This is a genomic window from Chloroflexota bacterium (assembly GCA_016235055.1).
Lineage (GTDB): Bacteria > Chloroflexota > Anaerolineae > JACRMK01 > JACRMK01 > JACRMK01.
This window is the reverse complement of record JACRMK010000035.1, coordinates 1-19,105: the sequence shown is the minus strand read 5'-3', so window position 1 is coordinate 19,105 and position 19,105 is coordinate 1. Positions and strand designations below refer to the sequence as shown.

Annotated in this window: 15 protein-coding genes; 10 read left to right on the top strand and 5 right to left on the bottom strand. The window is 65.1% G+C overall.

Annotated elements, in window-relative coordinates; all coding sequences use genetic code 11:
* Positions 1 to 94: 94 nt before the first annotated feature.
* Together HZB53_08570 and HZB53_08565 are read left to right on the top strand one after the other, a co-directional pair.
* Positions 95 to 1,945: a serine hydrolase gene (locus tag HZB53_08570; GenBank protein ID MBI5877689.1), complete on the top strand. Its 1,851-nt coding sequence runs from the start codon at positions 95 to 97 to the stop codon at positions 1,943 to 1,945.
* A 385-nt stretch (positions 1,946 to 2,330) separates the two neighbouring features.
* Positions 2,331 to 3,737 (top strand): hypothetical protein, encoded by a 1,407-nt coding sequence (locus HZB53_08565; protein MBI5877688.1) that lies wholly within the window; start codon positions 2,331 to 2,333, stop codon positions 3,735 to 3,737.
* A 12-nt stretch (positions 3,738 to 3,749) separates the two neighbouring features.
* Here the strand turns inward: HZB53_08565 and HZB53_08560 are convergent, their stop codons facing one another.
* The gene (locus HZB53_08560; protein ID MBI5877687.1) at positions 3,750 to 4,766 is read right to left on the bottom strand and encodes a nitrogen fixation protein NifH; all 1,017 of its coding nucleotides are present in this window, start codon (positions 4,764 to 4,766) and stop codon (positions 3,750 to 3,752) included.
* Between the two features lie 272 nt (positions 4,767 to 5,038).
* On the opposite strand from HZB53_08560, the gene HZB53_08555 reads away from it, so the two are divergent.
* A complete protein-coding gene (locus tag HZB53_08555) occupies positions 5,039 to 6,457 on the top strand; it encodes a hypothetical protein (protein ID MBI5877686.1) in 1,419 nt (472 codons plus the stop codon).
* 29 nt (positions 6,458 to 6,486) lie between these two features.
* Here HZB53_08555 and HZB53_08550 read toward each other — a convergent pair whose 3' ends face one another.
* Positions 6,487 to 8,031: an acetolactate synthase large subunit gene (locus HZB53_08550; GenBank protein ID MBI5877685.1), complete on the bottom strand. Its 1,545-nt coding sequence runs from the start codon at positions 8,029 to 8,031 to the stop codon at positions 6,487 to 6,489.
* 118 nt (positions 8,032 to 8,149) lie between these two features.
* Between HZB53_08550 and HZB53_08545 the strand changes: the two genes are divergently transcribed.
* Positions 8,150 to 9,385 carry a SpoIIE family protein phosphatase gene (locus HZB53_08545; protein MBI5877684.1) on the top strand — a complete coding sequence of 412 codons (1,236 nt, stop codon included), beginning with the start codon at positions 8,150 to 8,152 and terminating at the stop codon, positions 9,383 to 9,385.
* A 96-nt stretch (positions 9,386 to 9,481) separates the two neighbouring features.
* On the opposite strand, the gene HZB53_08540 is transcribed toward HZB53_08545, so the two are convergent.
* The 3 genes from HZB53_08540 to HZB53_08530 form a co-directional block, all read right to left on the bottom strand.
* Complete coding sequence (locus HZB53_08540) at positions 9,482 to 10,681, bottom strand: hypothetical protein (protein ID MBI5877683.1); 1,200 nt, start codon at positions 10,679 to 10,681, stop codon at positions 9,482 to 9,484.
* Positions 10,682 to 10,907: 226 nt separating this feature from the next.
* A complete protein-coding gene (locus tag HZB53_08535; GenBank protein ID MBI5877682.1) occupies positions 10,908 to 12,797 on the bottom strand; it encodes a DUF2207 domain-containing protein in 1,890 nt (629 codons plus the stop codon).
* 111 nt (positions 12,798 to 12,908) lie between these two features.
* On the bottom strand, positions 12,909 to 13,493 hold the full coding sequence (locus HZB53_08530) for a L,D-transpeptidase (GenBank protein ID MBI5877681.1): 585 nt from the start codon (positions 13,491 to 13,493) through the stop codon (positions 12,909 to 12,911).
* Positions 13,494 to 13,817: 324 nt separating this feature from the next.
* Between HZB53_08530 and HZB53_08525 the strand changes: the two genes are divergently transcribed.
* From HZB53_08525 to HZB53_08500, 6 genes are all read left to right on the top strand, one after another.
* Positions 13,818 to 14,312 carry a maleylpyruvate isomerase N-terminal domain-containing protein gene (locus HZB53_08525; GenBank protein MBI5877680.1) on the top strand — a complete coding sequence of 165 codons (495 nt, stop codon included), beginning with the start codon at positions 13,818 to 13,820 and terminating at the stop codon, positions 14,310 to 14,312.
* A gap of 415 nt (positions 14,313 to 14,727) precedes the next feature.
* Positions 14,728 to 15,447, top strand: a complete 720-nt coding sequence (locus HZB53_08520) for a hypothetical protein (protein ID MBI5877679.1) — start codon at positions 14,728 to 14,730, stop codon at positions 15,445 to 15,447.
* Positions 15,448 to 15,506: 59 nt separating this feature from the next.
* Entirely contained in the window at positions 15,507 to 16,478 is a 972-nt protein-coding gene (locus HZB53_08515; GenBank protein ID MBI5877678.1) for a ribose-phosphate pyrophosphokinase, read from the top strand.
* Between the two features lie 207 nt (positions 16,479 to 16,685).
* Positions 16,686 to 17,528: a metallophosphoesterase gene (locus HZB53_08510; protein ID MBI5877677.1), complete on the top strand. Its 843-nt coding sequence runs from the start codon at positions 16,686 to 16,688 to the stop codon at positions 17,526 to 17,528.
* Positions 17,529 to 17,545: 17 nt separating this feature from the next.
* Positions 17,546 to 18,463, top strand: coding sequence for a serine hydrolase (locus tag HZB53_08505; GenBank protein MBI5877676.1), 918 nt, complete (start codon positions 17,546 to 17,548; stop codon positions 18,461 to 18,463).
* Between the two features lie 111 nt (positions 18,464 to 18,574).
* The gene (locus tag HZB53_08500; GenBank protein ID MBI5877675.1) at positions 18,575 to 19,045 is read left to right on the top strand and encodes a DinB family protein; all 471 of its coding nucleotides are present in this window, start codon (positions 18,575 to 18,577) and stop codon (positions 19,043 to 19,045) included.
* The last annotated feature ends 60 nt before the right edge of the window (positions 19,046 to 19,105 follow it).

Genomic DNA, 19,105 nt, shown 5'->3' with positions numbered 1-19,105 from the left:
ACGATGTTTTGATTCTCGCTTAGGTTTACTTATCTTTTCGCCTTGCACGAACAGGCTTGCGACCACGTTTGAATATGAGCCCTGGGAGGGGACCATGCGCCGCAAATTCACGCTCTTCGTCGTGTATGCCGTTTCGCCATTGCTGGTGTTGCTGATGCTGCCCGGTTTGCTCGGCGCCGCCGGCGCGCCTGCCGCACCCCGAACGCCCGAAGCGCCCGCCGTGGCGGGCGTCGACGACCGGGAGAACAGCACCCCCACCGGCTGGTCGGTCTACTCCGGCCAGACCGTCGCCAACATCGTTGCGTACTACGGCTCCAACAACGTGCGCATCGTCGATCTCGATGTAGAGACGACAACCGCGCCGATCAAATTCACCGTCACCTATGTCGCCAACACCGGTGCATACAGCAAGGCATGGTGGTGGTATGTGGACGTTGACGCGGCGACGCTCAGCAGCCACCTGTCGGCAAACAATGCGCGCCTGACGGTGCTCAAAGCGTGGGACAGCGGCGGTGGCGTGATCCACTTTGCCGCCGTGATGGTCAGCAACACCGGCGCCGACGCCAAGGCCTGGTGGTGGTACTACAACCAGTCGATCGCCAATGTGACCGCCGCATGGCAGGCCAACAGCGCTCGGCTGGTACAGGTGCATGCCTACACGGTCGGAGCGCAGACGTACTACGCCGTCGTGATGATCAGCAACACGGGCGCCGACGCCAGCGGCTGGTGGTGGTACGTCGGCCAGTCGGTGGGAAACCTCAGCAGCTTCATCAACAGTAACAACGCGCGGTTGATCGACCTCGACCGCAACCCCGACGGCAGTTACAACGCGATCATGACATCATGCGGGACGGACTGCCCGCTGTGGTGGTGGTACGTCGGTTCCACGGCCCAGCAGTTGCTGGACAACTACGCCCAAAACGGCTCACGCATCATCGACGCCATGTCATACGACGGGTGCGGAGGGCGCTGCTACTCATATGTGATGATCAACAACGCCAACGCCGTCACGACGCGCGTCGGCCAGTTGCTGCGCAACGGCACGGACGGCGTCAAGGGACTGTATCTCAAAGAAGTCAATGGCCCGGTGCTGGCCAACCTCGAAGACGCCAAACAATTCGAGCCGGCCAGCGCCATCAAGGCCGTGCTGCATGTGTACGCCATGCGCCAGGTCCAGAACGGCGCGGCCAGCCTGTCGGGCTCAGTCAATCGTTATCAGCCGCCGCTCAGCGGCTCCTGCCCCGGCAACACCGTGAACGGCACGGAGACGTTGTCCGTCGCGCTCGGCGAGATGATGCGCCATTCCGACAACACGCGCACCCGCGAAATCAGCGATACCTTCGGCGTGAACAACATCATCGGCTACGCGCAGTCATTTGGCATGAACAGCACGTCCATCAACCATGTCATCGGCTGCGGCGGGCCGATCCCCAACCAGACCACGCTGGATGACCTCGGCACGCTGTACGAAAAGGTAGCGAACGGCACGCTCCTGACGCCGACGAACCGCACCACATTCTTCAGCCTCATGGCGGGCAAGGCCGAGTACCAATTAGAGGGCTATGACTGGACCGGGCTGTGGACGACGGACATCCCGAAGATCATCAACCAGGAAGCGCCGCCCGGTATGCCCGGTGTGCTGACACAGACGTTCATGAGCAGAATGGATCTGGCGTACAAGGCCGGGAACTACAAGATCTGCGGCGCCACGTGCGCGACATACGTCGATCACATCGCGATCGCCGGCTGGGCGCAGATCCCGTTCTGCACCGGGCCGGCATCGTCGAAGCAATACGTCTTCGGTCTGTTCATCAACAACGCGACCAGCGACACCAACTCCGGCAACACATTCAACGCCACGAAAGCCGAGTTGCTGCGCGAGCAGATCCGCGACGGACTGGCGTCGTGTTACCAAAGGGCGTTCCTGCCAATCATCCGGCGGTAGCACGACTGGCTCCCCCTCGACGACTAGACGCCTGCGGGTAACGATCCCGCAGGCGTTTGTTTTGTTTCAGGTGCCCCGTTCAATGCCGATAGGTCACACAAGCGACCATGCCGGGAACAAGCTCCGGGTGGACGGTTGGCGTGCGGCCACAAGCAGGACCAGGCCGGCCATGGCCCGCTTCCAATAAACCGTAACACAATTGTTACAATCCTGTAATCTAGCGTTAACAAAATCGCTCTTGAAAATGTGCGGCGATCGTCATATAGTGTTCACATATGATGTGATCAAAAAGCGCTCTTCGTTTAGGATGCCCAATGCGGAGGCGTCCGAATCTTCTGCGCCGGCCGCTAGCAGGCAAAGTTACAGCAATTGCAAGGAACTTCCAATGCGCCCAGCTTTTGTGCTGATGATAGCTCTACTACTGGCTGCCTGCGGGCCGCTGGCCCCCATGCCGTCTTCGCTCTCGGTACCGACGGCGACACTTGTGCTGGCCACGGCGACCTCGGCGCCGCCCACGCCGACCAGCGCGCCCACGGCCACCCCATCGCCCACGCCGACGGCGACCCTGCCGCCCACGGCCACACCATCGCCATCGGCAACACCCACCGCCGTGCCCCCGATCAGCACGCCAACGCTTGAGCCGACCGCAACACCGCAGCCAACCGCCACGCGCGCGCCCACCCGCCCGCCCACCGACACACCCGTGCCGGTTGCCGCCGCGCCCGCGCCCGCCTGCCCGGCATGGTATCAGCCCCCACAGCCCGGCAAGGGCCTGCTGGTCATCGCGAACGGGATGAAGATTCCCGCGTGGTTTGAGGGGTTGCCTGGACGCACGACAGCTTTGCGACTCGACGCAACCAAGACGGGCGATCCAATTCGCTACGCTCTACAGATGGAGCCGGGTCAGTACGAGATCAGCTACAGTAGCGAAGCCGGAGGCCGAAGTGTCGCGGTGATTATTGGCGACGGCGATAGACAACTGCTCCAGGTCTTTCTGCGCGCATCGGGGAAGGAGCTAGACTCCTGGTGGCGGCCCGTCACCGCCTTCAGCGCAGACGCATACCTAAATCGATTCGACATCCCGTACGGCTGCCCGGGCGGCCTGCCGCCGACCCCAACCCCACCGCCGCAGTGCCCGGCCTGGTATGCGACGCCCGCGCCCGACAAGGCCGTGCTGGCCATCGAGAACCGGAGCACCGAATCGTTTGATCTGCTCGCGCCAAACACCGGCCAGGTAGTCGCCAAAGTGCCGCGCAATGCCAATGAGCTGCCGGGGTTTGTTGCGATCTCACTTTCGCCCGGCCACTACGAGTTCCTAACCTCGACCAGCAAGCGAGTCGTCGTGGACCTCGCCCCCGGCACATCCGCCGTCGTCGTGCATCCCGAGTCACGCTGGGGGCCAGACCTGCTGCAGGTATACGGGCTGACCCCGCCGACCGCCTGCCCTGGCTACACGCCACCGACACCGCCACCTCCGCCGCAGTGCCCGGCCTGGTTCCAGCGCCCGCAGCCGGGCAAGGGTGTATTGATTGTCGAAAACTACGTCTCGCAACAGGCAATAACCGTTGTAGGCTTGCAAGGTATCGTTCTCGATCACATGTTACTCCCGGCCCGCGACGGTAAGATCGATCGATTGGTCCTGCAACTGTCTCCCGGCCACTATGAGTTCGGGACGATCCAGGGCGGCTTCACGGTCGACGTGGCGGAAGGGCAGGTGTACGGCATTGGGTTGACCTGGGGCCTGTGGGGCAAGCGCGCGGCCACCGTGTATATGCCGCCGGGCTGTCCTTAACGCCGAGTGGCGCTACCCGCCCGCCGCCTTCAGCGCGCGGAGCGCGCGCAATGTGACCCACTTGTTCGGCTGCTTCATCACACCGAAGTTCACCCAGGTCTTGCCGGCGTAGCCGTACTCAAGCGGCCAGCGGCCCCGCGCATCCTGCTTCTCGTGCACGACGGCCAGCGCGCGTTTGAGGCGCTCGTCGCGCGCGTAGCCAAGCGCGGCCAGTGCCTCGACGATTTGCAGCAGATCGGTGATGTAGAACAACGGAAAGCCGAACTTCCACCAGTTACCGCTCGGTTTGGCGGCCCAGCCTGACGGATAGGTCGCATCGGCGGGATCGACGCTGAACAGGAAGTCGACACCGGCCTTGATCGCCCGTTTGACGAGCGGCGTGCGCCGCTTCGGCGGCGCCGCGCCAAACGCCAGCATCACCTTCGCCGCGCCCCAGGCGCAAGCATGCTTGTTATTCGCGCCGCACGCAAACTGCGGCCCGCATTTGCCCGCGTAGTAACGCACCGGCGCCTTTTTGTCGGCCATCGGCGCGACACCCTCGCCGGTGACGGTGCGCGCCATCCACTCCAGCGCGGCATCCAGGCGCGGGTCGAACCAGCCGAGTGCAGCCAGCGACCAGTAGAGATTGCCCTGCAGGCAGTCCACCGTGCCGGACGGCGCGCCATTGGACGTGAACTGCCCGCCCGGCAGCAGTGCGTGGTCGCAGAGGTACGCGCAGGCGGTCGCGATGCGTACATCCATGTCGACACGCGCGCCCAGTTGCGCCAGCAGGCAGACGGCCCAGACCGTCGAGCGGTATTTCGGCAGGTAGCCGGGGCCGGGCTGCTCCCAATAGCCATCCGGCTGCATCGCCGCCAGCACCTGCGCGATCGGCCCGTGCGTATGCGCCTCGCGACGTGCAGAAACCAGTTCCGCGTCATCTTCAGGCCGGTCGCACAGGTCGCGCAGCGCCAGGTAGCGCACGCCGGGGTCGTCCGGCGCTAACAGCCATGCCAATGCTTCCGGATTGATCTGCGCATGTCGCTTCACAGCATCCCTCCGTGACTGATTCCGTTGTTCTCGGTAGCGGCTCCCAGCTTGCCGTGACAGATGGTTGCCATGTCGCCGGACATCGGATTTGCACTGCGAGTCTAAATTGATTCTATCCCGATCCGAGGCAAGCCTGAAAAGTGGTATGGCGCACGGAGACAGATACCATGCAGAACCGCCATGCTGTTGCCTGCCGGTACAGCAGAGGGTTGCTGTCAAGACCTTGACGCACACCGCGCACTTGCGGTAACATTCGTAACAGGAGGCCCACAATGCGCCCGTTCCTTTCCCTCCCCGTCGCCATCATCAGCATGCTGCTGGCCCTCTGCGCGCTGCTCGTCGTCGCATGCAGCCCCACTGCAAGCGTCGCGCCGACGCCAACCGGCGAGCCGCCCACTGCAACTCAGACGGCTACGCCGGTACCGCCGCCCGCCACGCTCACGGCAACGACTGTGTCATCGCCAACACCGACGTCCACAGCATCCAACACCGCGACTCCACCGCCAACGCGCACGGCTACACCGACGCCAACCGAACCGCCAACGCCCGAGCCGGCGGCGACCGCCACCCGCGCGCCGACCCGTCGCCCCACCGACACGCCCGCGCCGGTGGCAGCTGCGCCCGCCTGCCCGGCATGGTATCAGGCGCCGCAACCCGGCAAGGGAGTGCTCTTCATCGCTAACGAGATGAATGACACCACGTTCATCGAGAGCCTGCCGGGCTACCCCTCACCCTTCCAGTTGTCAGGCACGCAGTCCGACGTGCCGGTGTACATAACCCTCCAACTCACGCCCGGTGATTACGTCTTCCCGTTTGCAAGCGCCTCGGGGGGCGGCAGCATTTCGTTCACGATTGAAGCTGACGCAATGATGCTCGCAGAAATCTACAAAGGCCGTCGAGCACGAGAGGGGTATAGCCCGTGGGTTGGTCATACTTCAGGAGCCATCGCTGACGCCCATGTGGGTGGCGTCCTCACTCCATACGGTTGCCCGGGTGGCTTGCCGCCGACGCCAACTCCGGCGCCCCAGTGTCCTGCGTGGTTCGTCACGCCTGCGCCGGAAAAGGGAGTACTGTTCATTGAGAACAGGACAAACGAGCTTCTGGAGGTGCTTGTGCCGGACTCCAAAGCTCTTGTCGTCAAAGTACCAGTCATGGAGGGTGACATATCCGGCATCGCGAGTGTGACACTCTCGCCTGGGCATCACGAGTTTGAGGTTTCTGGCGGCAAGCGAATCGTAGTGGACATCGGACCGGGGATATCTGTCATGGTATCCTATTACAGCCCCCAGAAGACGCCCGCGTTACTGCCAGTCTATGGAGCCCCCGCACCGCCCGCGTGCCCAGGCTATGTGCCGCCGACGCCGCCTGCGCCGCCCCAATGCCCGGCCTGGTTCGAACGACCGCAGCCCGGCAAGGCGGTTCTGATCGTGGAGAACCACTGGGGCCAAATGCCAGTTACCATTGTTGGGATAAAAGGCATCGAGTTGGAGGCCATATTGCAACCCAGGAAAGGAGATACGATTGACCGAAAGATCCTTCACCTGAACCCGGGGCACTACGAATTCGGCACTACTCGAGGAGGCTTCACCGCAGACGTCGAAGCGGGCATCGTATATTCCATGGCATTGGTCGATTTTCCAAAGAGTCCACAAAAGGCAACGATCATCCCACTGCCTCCTGGTTGCGGCTGACCCGCAATCGGGCGCGAGCGGCTGGATCGCTATATCACCGCTTCGATCAGGTTCGGCCCCTGCTCTTTCAGCATCGCGGCCAGCGCGCGGCTGTACTCTTCGGCCGTCGTCACGCGCACGGCCGGCACGCCCATGCCTTTCGCTAGCGATACGAAGTCGAGTTGCGGGTTCTCCAGGCTCAGCAGCGGCGCAGCTTGCGCACCCGGCATCGCGCCGGAGCCAGTGCGGCCGAACTCGATGCCCAGGATGCGGTAAGCGCGGTTGTTGTAGATGACCGTCGTCACATTCAACTGCTCGCGCGCCTGTGTCCAGAGCGCTTGGAGGGTATACATCATGCTGCCATCCGCTTGCAGGTTCAGCACTTTGCGATCGGGGCACGCCACCGCCGCGCCCGTCGCGACCGGCGGCCCCCAGCCGATCGCGCCGCCGGTGGACACCAGCCAGTCATGTGGCGACGCGCTTGCGGTCATGCCGAAGCCGGGCAGGGATGACGTGCCCGATTCGTCCACGACAATCGCCTGCTCCGGCAGCAGCGCGGCCAGCGCCCGCGCCATGCTGGACGGCTTCAGTTCGCCGCTCGGCAGGTCCGGCCGCAGCAGAGTCTGCGTCGCCGCCGGAGCCTTCGCACCGACCGCATCGGCCAGGCGCATCAACGCGTCGGGCAGATCGTTCGCCCGCGTCGCCAGTTCGTGGATCTGCACGCCGTCCGGCGTCAGCCACGACGGCTTGCCGGGGTATGCGAAGAACGCCACCGGCGGCTTCGCGCCGACCAGGATCAGGTGCTTCAACCCCTGCAGCTTCTGGCTCGCCAGCTCAGCGAAATACGGGAGCGGCTCGATGTTGACGCGGCCCGCGCCGCGCTGCATACGCGGATAGAACGTCGGCGACAGCAGGCGCGCGCCGGTCTGACGGGCGATGCGCCCGGCGTATTCCAGCGCCTGCGCGCGCAGCGCGAAGCCGTCCAGCATCAGCATACACGGCTCGCCGGAGGTCAGCGCGCGCATCGCGTCGAGGATCGCCGCATCGTCCACCGCCGCTGGTGCGGCCGGCGCGGCCACGGTTGCGGGGCCATCCGTCTCGTCCCACGTCGCGTCGGCCGGCGTGATCAGTGTCGCGATCCGCCCCGGCGTCTGCCGCGCGATTTGCACGGCCTCGGCCGCGTCGCGCGCGATCGTGCCGGCGCTTTGCGTGGTGCATACCCACGCCGAAACCGGCTTGGCGATGCCCGCGATGTCCGATGTCAGCGGCGCGTCGTACTGCACATGGTAGGTCGCGTGCTCGCCGACGATGTTGACCATGGGCGACAGCGCCTTGCGCGCGTTGTGGATGTTCGCCAGCCCGTTGGCCAGCCCGGGGCCGAGGTGCAGCAGCGTCGCGGCCGGTTTGTCGGCCATGCGCGCGTAGCCGTCGGCCGCGCCGGTCACTACGCCCTCGTACAGCGCCAGGATCGCCCGCATCTGCGGCACGCGATCGACCGCGGCCACGAATTGCATCTCCGACGTGCCGGGGTTGGTGAAGCAGACGTCGACACCGCCGTTCAGCAGTGTCCGCAGCAACGCTTCCGCGCCTTTCATGTTCGCTCCTTGATTGATACCGGTGAATTGGCGCGATTATAGTCCACGGGCCGCGCCGTTTCAAATCGCTTGCGGCCGCGTCCCATTTTGTGCTACAGTGTGTGCCGGAGGTCCGCCCATGAAAGCGCTCCTGCTGAAGAGACTGCCGCTGTTCGCGGCCCTGCCCGACGCCGACGTGCAAGCGCTGGCCGACGCCATGCGCACGCTGGCGCTCGACACGGGCACGCTGATGCTCCACGAAGGCGATGTCGCCGACCGCTTCTTTGTGCTCGCCGAAGGCGAAGTGGACGTCATCAAGGCGCTGGGCACATCCGACGAGCGCCTGTTAGCCGTGCGCGGCCCCGGCGCATTCATCGGCGAGATGGGACTGCTCAACCCGGAGCGGCAGCGCACCGCCAGCGTCCGCGCGCGCACGCCCGTGCAGATGTACGAGATGACGCGGGCCGACTTTGAGACCGTCCTGCATCGCCACCCGCTGATCGCGTATGAGATGGTGCGCGTGGTGAGCAGCCGCCTGCAGGAGTCGGAAAACGAGACGGTCGCCAGCCTGCGGCAGAAGAATGCCGAATTGACGCGCGCCTACGAAGACCTCAAAGCCGCGCAGGCGCAGATCATCGAGAAAGAACGGCTGGAGCGCGAGTTACAGGTCGCGCGAGAGATCCAGCAGAGCATCCTGCCGCACACCCTGCCGCAGATGCCCGGCTTCGACTTTGACGCGCGCATGATCCCCAGCCGCGCGGTCGGCGGCGATTTCTACGACTTCGTGCCGCTGGCCGGCGGGCGACTCGGCATCGCCATCGGCGACGTGTCGGACAAAGGCGTGCCCGCCGCGATCTTCATGGCGCTGGCGCGCAGTCTCCTGCGCGCCGAGGCATTCCGCGCCGACGCGCCCGACGCGGTGCTGCGCAACGTGAACCGGCTGCTGCTCGACATGAACGACGCCGGCATGTTCGTCACCATGCTGTACGGCGTGCTCGATGGCGCGTCCCATCGCTTCGAGTACGTGCGCGCCGGTCACGAGCGCCCCGCGCATGTCGGCGCGCAGGGCGCGTGCGATTTCAGCGCGCGCATGCCCGGCCAGCCGCTGGGTCTGCTGCCGACGCCGGCCCTGACCCGCCAGACGGTCGACCTCGTGCCCGGCAGCACGCTCGTCCTCTACACCGACGGCGTTACCGACACGATGAACACACAGCAACAGCCGTTCGGCGCTGAACGCTTATGCGCCGCGTTGGCCAGTCTTCACGGCGAGCCGGTACACACGCTGTGCGACGATCTGATCGGCGCGCTCGATCGCTACCGCGCCGCCGCGCCGCAGCACGACGACATCGCGCTCGTGGCGCTGCGGGCGCGGTAGGCGCAGAGCGAAACAGTACGGGCGTTCAATTGAACGCCCGTTTTGTTTACCCCTGCACGATGCCGCCACTCACCTGCGGTATGGCCTCCCGGCCCCTCACGGCGCCTGCCACTCGTACCAGAAGTTCGTGTAGACCTTTCCGCCGCTTGAGGCCGAGACGAACTGGAGCACTAGGGTTTTGCCGCCGGAGGCGCCGCTGGGAACCTTCCACTTAAAGCTGCCGGTCGGCCGGGTAGAAGCCAGAGCCCGAACGTTGCTGTCATTGCCATAGATCAGGTTCCGGTAGGGGAATTCCACCGGGCCTCCGGGCCAACCATCTCCCTGCCACACGATGTGGCTTGTGGTGGCCTGAGTACGGCAGCCGGCCTCAGTCGTCGCGACCGTCCAACTGCACAGGCCCGACTGGCTCACGTTCATGCTGCCGCTCAACTCCTGGCCCGGCGTAAGCTGGTCGGGTGGGCGACTCCACGAATGTTGCGTCTTCTCGTTGGCGACCAACGCGCCCTTCACCTGGCACGTGCCGGCCGTCGTGGTCGACGCGCTGGTTTCCGACGCTGTCACCTTTGTTCCGCCGCTGCACGCCAGCCCCGGATAGCTGAACTGTGCCTCGCTCTTGCCAACATCCGGTTGGATCAACTTCAGCGCCCAGGCGCCGGTCGCGGCTTTAGGCGTCAGCACCGGCGTGGCTGCGGGCGTTGCTGCCGGCGGGGCTGTGGGCGTCGCCGTCGGCGTGGTTGTGCGTGTCGCTGTGGGCGTGCTGGTGGGCGTGGGCAGCCTGCCCGGTTGCTGTAACCCGCCCAGGCAATTCGGGCTGAGTAGTTGCCCCTCGAAAAAGTCTCCCGGCACGGCCCCGGTGCGCCCGCTTCCAAATACCACCGTCTCATTCGCCTTGAGAACGACCATTTCCGGTGGGCGCACATAGTTCTTCACGGCAGGCGAATAGAGCGGATCCTGGTTGATCTCCGAGTCAAACTGCCATTCCTGCACCGTGTAGGTGCCGGCTGGCAACCCGTAGGTTGTCTGTTCCCCGTCTTTGGCCAGGATCATGTCGAAAGCGGGCTTGGTTAGCCCGGCCGGGTTAGGCAGTGGATACGCGAGAATGCAGATCCCGTACTCGCGCGCATCCGGCAAGTTCTTACCGCCCGGAAACGGATCGCTGCCTCTGACGTGCGCATTGACGATCTTGATCGTTCCCATCGTCTGCGCCTGCGGTGTCCCAGTCAGTGCACCGCAGCCAAGTGACAACATCAAAACCAAAGTGGCCACAATGGCTGGCTGGAAGAACGTGCGGTTCATTGATGCCTCCATTTCATGGCAGATCCATATCGTCGTGATTTGATTATAGACCTTTTGTACGGGCGAAGCATCTTCCCGGCGAGAGTGCGGGCATAGCGAGACCATCTGGGGTGGATGATGCGTCCCGACCAAATGAGCTGGTATAGGCCAGACAGTTATGGGTGCGGGGGAAGCATCCCGTGGAACGAAATACGGGCGTTCAATTGAACGCCCGTTTACATTTTAGCTACCCGACGCCGCCGCCACCGCCGCCCCCACCACCGCCGCCGCCTCCGCCACCGCTATGCCCGGAGGACGGCGAACTCGTGAACGTGGTCGACGCCGAATTGAGCATGCTCGTCAGGCCATCGCTCATCGACTGCAGCGACCCGGCCATGTTGTTGCTCACGCTCTGCAGATCGGGCACGCCGCCGACGCCGCTGCCGCCCGTCAAGTCAGCACCGCCGCCGCGATAGCTACCAGTGCTGTGCCCTACGTAATACGGGTGGTACCAGACCGGCGCGGGCGCGCCCGCCGCCGCAAACGCCTTCGTGAACCGGTCGTTGAATCCGAAGGCGATCGCAAACGGCAGGTACCGCTCGAATATCGCGCCGGCCTGCGGCATGCCGGTCTTGACATAGCGGTCGATATCTTCGAGATAGCGCCGGAACGCCTTCCAGCGGGCCGATGCCTCCGCCCCCTTCGTCGTGCGCGCCGGCATGAAGTTCGCCGTAACCATCAACTCGATCGCAAAGGCGATCAGTGCAAAGCCGACCCACGGCACGTTCGAGAACACACTCATAAGCGGCTTGCCGGCAAAGAACGCGAGCAGACCGAGCAGCACCAGGCAGCCAAACGCCAGCATCTGCCAGCTTGAGCGCGTGGCATTGGGGCTCTGGCGATAGAAACCGGAAGACACGACCTCCTGGTACATCTGGCTGCGAATGCCCGGCAGCGCGCGGTAGAACTTGTTTTTCAGCGCATCGAGCGTCGTCTCGTCGCTAAAGGAGAATACAGCGCTCAGCACGCTCGCTTCGTACGGCCGCAGGCTGTCCTGCGCGCCGCGCGCGCGGACCAGCGCAAAGGTCCGGTGCGCGCCGATGCCGAAGATCCCCTCGGTCTGGCGTTCTTCGAAGCGCAGGTGGCCGCGCCGGGCCAGGTCCACCAGCGTGGCCAGCACGTCGCGCACATCGGCCTGCTCGTCGAGCAGCGTGCCGATGACGCCGGGCGGCGTCGCATCCGGCGGCTCGCTGACCTGGCTGGCCGTGAAGTGCGTTGGCGCGTCGCGCCCGCGCACGTACCAGAGCAGGTACATCAGCGGCAGACTGACGACGCCGATCAATGCCGCCAGCGCCAGCAGCGCCAGGTTCACCAGCGACAGCATCGGCTTCATCGCCTCGGCGCGCGCGGCTTCGGCGTCGGCGGCGTCCTGCCACTTCGGCCTGGCCGCGCTCACCAGTCCGTGCGGGAACTGCACCCGCGCCTCGATGAACGTGCCGTCCGGGATGCTCGTCGTGGTGAACACCACCGCGTTGTCGCCCACGACCTGCGCCTTCGCACGCGAGTCGATCTCCGCGTTCCGGTAGATGTCGGTCTTCAACTGGCTGCCGACCGCGCCGGCCGGCAGGCGCACCGTGATCTTGCTGTTCGGAATCGTGACGGCGTGATCGGGGAAGACCGCCTTCCACCACAACTGGTCGCCGCCATCGTAGATGCGCAGCCCGCCCTTGACCGTGTAGCGCACCACAAACGTGCGCGTGCTCGGCACCTGCGGCCGCCCGTACCACCACCAGATGTGGAACTGGCTGTCGCGTATCGTGTAGTACGTGCCGGCCGAGCGGTCGGTCGACTGCCGGAACTCGCGCCCCGCCTCCGCGACGGATACCTGTGTGATGTCCTCCAGGTTGTTGAAGGGGATGTGCCGGAAGCCGTACCCCTCAAAATCCCCGCTGACGTAGGAGAACGTCTGCGTCTCGACCACGTCAATGTCGCCGTTGGACTGCACGGTCAGGTCTGCATCCAGCCGATCAAAGCGGTACACCTTGCCGGCCGCCGGCGGCGCAGCCAGGGCCGGCCCCGCAGTCACAACACCCAGCAGAACCATCACTGCCAACACAGCGATGAATCGTCGTATCATTTCTTGCGTCTCCCGCGAGAGTTCCCAGAGCTTATTGCAGAAAAATCGTCCTGGTCATACCGTGCCGATGCCGTAGGGGTGCGGTCTCCGCGCCTACGCCGCCCTCATGCCTCAGTAATGCGTGATGACCGGCGTGCCGATCGGCGACCAACTGTAGAACCAGTCGGCGTCGGCCAGCGTCAGGTTGACGCAGCCGTGGCTCATCCGGCGTCCAAAGTTGTGGTGCCAGTAGGTGCCGTGGATCGCGTACCCGCTGTAGAAGTACATCACGTGCGGCACGCCCGGCAACCGGTAGTAGTCGCCCGCCGCGCGCGAACCGCCGCTCATCGTCTGCGAGTGGACCTTGCGATAGACGCGGAAGCGCCCGACCACGGTCGGGTGCCGCCATGTACCGGTCGACACCAGCACCGAGCGCATGGCGCGTCCGTTATAGTAGGCCGTGATGCGCTGGCGCGACAAGTTGACGTCGATCCACTTGCCCGTCGCGAAATCCGGCGCGAGCGCGGGCAGAAATGCGGTGACTTCCGGCAGGTCGGCATCGGTCGGCTCGACCGCATCCGCGCCATCCGGCTCCGACCATGTCGCCGGCTCACCGGGCACGCTCCCGGCATCGGCCACCGGTACGATCAGCAACGCGTTGAACGCGCACAGTAGCGCGCACAACCCCAACACCCAGCGTATTCTGAGTTTCAACATGAGCGCCTCCTTGCCCGTCCGGGCGCGCGAGTGCTCTTCCCCCTCGGCAAAACCCCCCGTCTCTCCTTACAGTATACGCCGTTCGCGCAGATTTCGATACATCGCCATTTCGCGGCGGATTGGCCCTAGTGTAACATACGGCCACTAGAGCGTTTTGCAGAAACATCGGGCACGCCATGCGGTTCGCCGGGTAGGAGCAGGTCTTTGACCTGCCCAGCGGACAGGCCAAAGGCCTGTCCCTACATGCGATGCGGCGCGCAGCCCTGTGACACTGTATCGGATTATTCCGCAAACCGCTCTAGAACTGACCAAGGAGAGCTAGCGATGACCGCACAATCCCCCAAAACCGTTGACCGCGCCGCGCTGCGCGCCGAATGGGAGGCGATGCGCACCGACTTCCACGCCCTGGTCGATACGCTGACGGACTCCCAGTGGCGGCAGCCGAGCGTGAGCACCGGCTGGACGAACGGCGAGTTGCTGACGCATTTCGTGATTAGCATTGGCCTGCTCCCGCGCCAGGTCGACAGCGCCCGCAAGGGCGCTAATCTCGGCAACATGCCGGGCGGTCTCCTTCATACAGGCAGCTACTGGCTGACGCGCCTGACCGCCATGCGGTTGAAGCGCGACGGGCTCAAGCAGCGTTTCGAGCGCGACTACGCGGCCGGACTGCTCCTGCTGGACGGCATCCATGACGACGAATGGAGCAAAGGCGCGGAGTTCTTCGGCAGCGGGTTCTGGGACATGGAAACGGTCTGCCGCCGGCCGGTCGAGCACTGGAGAGAGCACGGTGCGCAGGTGCGGCTAGCGGCCAAAAACTAGCACGGCGATTCACAGCAATTCTCATTTTGGAGTCCGGCCGCCAGTTTCGCCCCCTCATCCCTAGCCCCTTCTCCCCCGCGCGCAGGGAAGAAGGGGAAAAGCTAACGGGGATTAGCGCGGCGGCTGCGCCGCCGCGCTAATCCCCTTGGATTCTCTCCCCCTCCCAACTTCGTTGCGAGGGGGTCGGGGGGAGGGCTGCAACAAAGACTCGTCGAACCGGTTTGGGTGATATACACTTGAGGAGCAGCGCATGAGAAGCATGCGGCTCGTCGAATTATGGCGCAGCGCTATAACTTTTGAATCGTCCTGTAAAAACTAGTCGCTAGCTGCCAGCTGTGCTATAATTCGCGCCGTAAGCGCACACGCGCTCGCCATTATCAGTGCGGCGAAAGACAACGCAAGGAGATCGACTGCGATGTTTAACATTGGACTGGACGATGCGACGTTCCGGCTCATCATCAATCTGGCCGGCGCATCGGTGGCCCTGTTCGTCACTGACCTGGTGCTCAAACTGCTGGGCGGGCTTGGCGTGGTGAAGGCCATGGCGCGCCCGTTCGCCGAGCGCGCGCCGCAGATCGGCCGCTTCGTCCGCGCATTGCTGCTCACGGCCATCGCTTGGACGACCCTCGGCGCCATCGGCTTCGAACTGGCGACGCTCGACCAGACGACGACCGGCGTGCTGCTGGTCATCATCTTCCTGCTGGTCCTGCTCGTCGGCGACGCGCTGTGGCGCATGGGCCTCGCGCTCGTGCTGGGCGCCGTGGCCTGGATGTTCATCGTGGCCGGCTTCGGCCTGATCACCGAGCAGTACACCATCGCGCTCGGCTGCCTGCTGATCGCCGCGGCTGCGCCGATTCTCTGGTTCCTCGGCGCCACGGTCGTGGAGGCATTCGACGATGTCCCGGTGCTCGCCCCGCTGGCGCGCGCTTTCGCCGCCATTGCATACTTGCTGGCGGGCGTGGCTGGCCTGGTGGCCGCCGGCGCCGGCGTTATCGCGCTGGCCGGTCTCTTCATGGTCGGCGGCGGCGCGCTGCTGCTGATCCTGGTGCCGACCGTATGCGTGGCGATTCTGATGGGCATCTTCATCGAACCGTTTGTCACCCACCGCGAGAGCGCTCCGCCCTCCTCGCACTAGCCCGAAACTATGCACAGACCTGCCGGCGGGCAACCTCGGCAGGTCTGTTTCTTTTTCCCATGACCCACGCCGCCTACGAGCCCGACGAGATCCGCGTCTTTGCAGGCAGCGGCAGCCAGGCGCTGACCCGCCGGATCTGCGCCGAGCTTGGCGTGGAGCCGGGCGCCAACGAGGTGCTCCGCTTCTCCGAGGGCAACCTGTTCGTGCGCATCCGGGAGAACGTCCGCGGCCGCCGCGTCTACATCGTGCAGTCAATCGTCTTCCCCGCCAACGACAACTTCGTCGAGTTGCTCTTCTGGATCGACGCATTCAAGCGCGCCAGCGCGGAATCGGTCACGGCGCTCATCCCCTACTTCTCGTACGCCAAAGGCGACAAGAAGGACGAGCCGCGCGTCTCGATCCGCGCGCGCGTCTGCGCCGATGCCATCGAGTCGGCCGGCGCCGACCGCGTCGTGACGCTCGACCTGCACGCCCAGCAGATTCAGGGCTTCTTCAAGATTCCGGTCGACGACCTGTACGCCGTGCACGTGCTGTGCGACGATTTCCGCGCGCGCGGTCTGGACAACGTCGTCGTCGTTTCGCCCGACGTCGGCTTCGCCAAGCGCGCCCGGCAGTATGCCGAGTTGCTCGGCGCGGGACTGGCGATCGGCGACAAGGACCGCCCGGCGCACGACGAACGCGCGCGGGTATTCGACCTGATCGGCGACGTGCGCGGCAAAACCGCCCTGATCGTGGACGACTTCACGCTGACCTGCGGCTCGCTGGTCGAAACGGCGCACACGCTGGTCGAGCACGGCGCGGTGCGCGTGGTGGCCGCCGTCACCCATGGCGTCTTCGCGCCCGGCTCCATGCAACGGCTGGACGCCAGCCCGATCGAGGAACTGGTCATCACCGACAGTATCGAGAGCCAGCCAGTGCTGTTCTCGCCGAAAGTGCGTGTCGTCACCGTCGCGCCGCTGCTGGCCGAGGCGATCCGGCGCATTCACTGGCGCCGCAGCCTGAGCGAGCTCTTCCCGCACAAAGCCAAATAGCGGAAGTCTTACGCGGCGCTAAAACCTATCCACGAAGCTACACGAAGAAGCACGAAACTCTTCCTCTGTCGTCTAGTCCCTGAGCCCTGTTCCCTGACACCCGATCCCTGTTCCCTGAGTCCCGATCCCTGACACCCGATCCCTGACACCCGATCCCTGACACCCGATCCCTGCTCTCTGTTCCTCAGCCGTGCTATACTTATCGCTATGCCACTCACGCGTCGCCAGTTCGTGCGCGGCACCATCGGCGCGCTCTCGCTGTGTGCGGGCGGCCTCGGCTACTCGGCGCTGGTCGAGCCGCGCGTCCTCAGCATCGAGCGCGTCACGATCACCCTGCCGCGCCTGCCCGCCGCGCTCGACGGCCTGACCATCGTCCAGTTGAGCGATCTGCACCGTGGGCCGCACACGGACGAGTCCGAGATCGCGGCGGCGGTCGACGCCGCCAACGCGCTCGCCCCCGATCTGGTCGTGCTGACCGGCGACTACGTGCCCGACGCCGATGCGCCGCGCTACGTCGAATCGTGCGCCGCACAGATGGCGCGCCTCAAAGCGGGCCTCGGCGTCTACGGCGTGCTCGGCAACCAGGACGACTGGAGCGACGGGCGCTTGGTCGCCGCGGCCCTGCCGAGCGCCGGCGTACCGATCATGCGCAATACGGCGAAGGCGATCGAGCACAACGGCGCGCGCTTCTGGCTGGCCGGCGCGGACGACGCCTGCAAGGGCTGGCTCGACCTGGACAAGACGCTGCGCGGCATCCCAGCCAGCGAGCCGACCATTCTGCTGGTACATGAGCCGGACATCGCCGACTATGTGTCGCGGCACCCGGTCGACCTGCAACTGTCCGGCCACTCGCACGGCGGACAGGTGCGCGTGCCGGGTGTCGGGCCGCTGATCCTGCCGTTCCTCGGCACGAAGTACACCATGGGCCTGTACCAGGTCAACCGCCTGCCGCTGTACGTCACGCGCGGCGTCGGCATGATTGCCCCCGCCGTGCGCTTCAACTGCCCGCCCGAGATCACCCACATTACGCTGAGGGCGCGCGCCGCCTGACGCACAACGGAGACGCTATGCTATCCGACCTGCAACTCAACCTCGAACGCATCGCCAACGGTGTCAACGCCGAGTGGGGCGTCTACACCAAGTTCCTCGCCGACGGCTCCGAGATCGCCATCAACGCCGACCGGCCGATGGACACGATGAGCGTCATCAAGATTCCGATCCTCGTCGAGTTGTTTCGGCAGGTTGATGCCGGGCGCATCGACCTCGATCGGCGCATCACACTGGAGACGTACCACAAGCGCTTCGGCACCGGCGTCCTGCGCACGCTCGACAACGGGCTGTCGCTCACCCTGCGCGACGCGGCGATGCTGATGATCATCCAGAGCGACAACACCGGCACCGACCTCTGCTTCGACGCCGTCGGCGGCCCGGAGGCGGTCAACCGCAGCATGTTCGCACTCGGCTTCACGAGCATGCACGCGCCCGGCACCTGCTTCGACTGGTTCCGCGCACTCGGCACGGCGATGGATCCGTCGTATGACACGCTCTCGCCGTCCGAACTGTTCAGCAAGGGCTACCCGAACCTGCCGCCGCGTGAGGCCGCCGCCGCCCGCGAACGGTTCCACCTGGCCGGGGAGCACCCGTTCGGGCTGTCGAGCGCGCGGGAGATGGGCCGCCTGCTGGAGATGATCCAGGCCGGCACGTGCGCCAGCCGCGCCTCGTGCGACGAGATGCTGCGCTTCATGCGGCTCCAGCAGTTCACATCGCGCATCCCGAAATACCTGTTCGGCGCGGGCACGCCGCACAAGACCGGCGACTTCGGCCCGTTCATCGCCAACGACGTCGGGCTGATCGAGCCGTACGGCAAGCCGCCGGTGATCGTCTGCTTCTTCAACGCGCGGCACCGCGGCATCTGGGCGAACCTCGAAGAGGCCGTTGCCCGCATGAGCGAGAAGGTCTGGGAGTACGCGCTGGCGCTGGCGTGAGCGGATGACTGGATGACAAGGTGACGAGGTGACTTGATGACGCAGTAGTGCGTTTTCACCTTGTCGTCTTGTCACCCTGTCATCACTTCACAACACTGGGGAGGAAAACCAATGATTGACCGCAAAGCCGCATTGAAGCAGGACCTGCAGGAATCGCGCGATGCGCTGATGAAGGCCGTCGCCGGTCTGAGCGCCGCGCAGTGGGCGCGGCCGACCGCCGCCGAGGGCTGGAGCGTCAAGGACGTGTTCGCGCACCTGGCGTACAACCAAGCGGGCCAGGGCCGCCTGATCCGCAACATCCTCGACGGCAAGGGCGGTACGCCGGCCAATTTCGACCTCGAATATTACAACCGGCGCGGCGTCGAGAAGCAGAAGGAGAAGTCCGTCGAGCAGTTGAGCGTCGATCTGGCGGCCAGCCAGGCCGACCTGCTCGCGCTGGTCGATGCGCTGAACGACGCGCAGCTCGATGCGCAAGGCACTCACGCGTCGGTCATGCGCGAGGTCACCGTCGAGGAGATCCTGCGCACGGTGGCGCGCCACGACCGCGAGCACACCGGGCACATCACCGACGCGCTGAAGTAGCGCCGGCGGCCACAGACAAACCGAGCCTCCGTGGTCGAACACCACAGAGGCCTTTCTTCA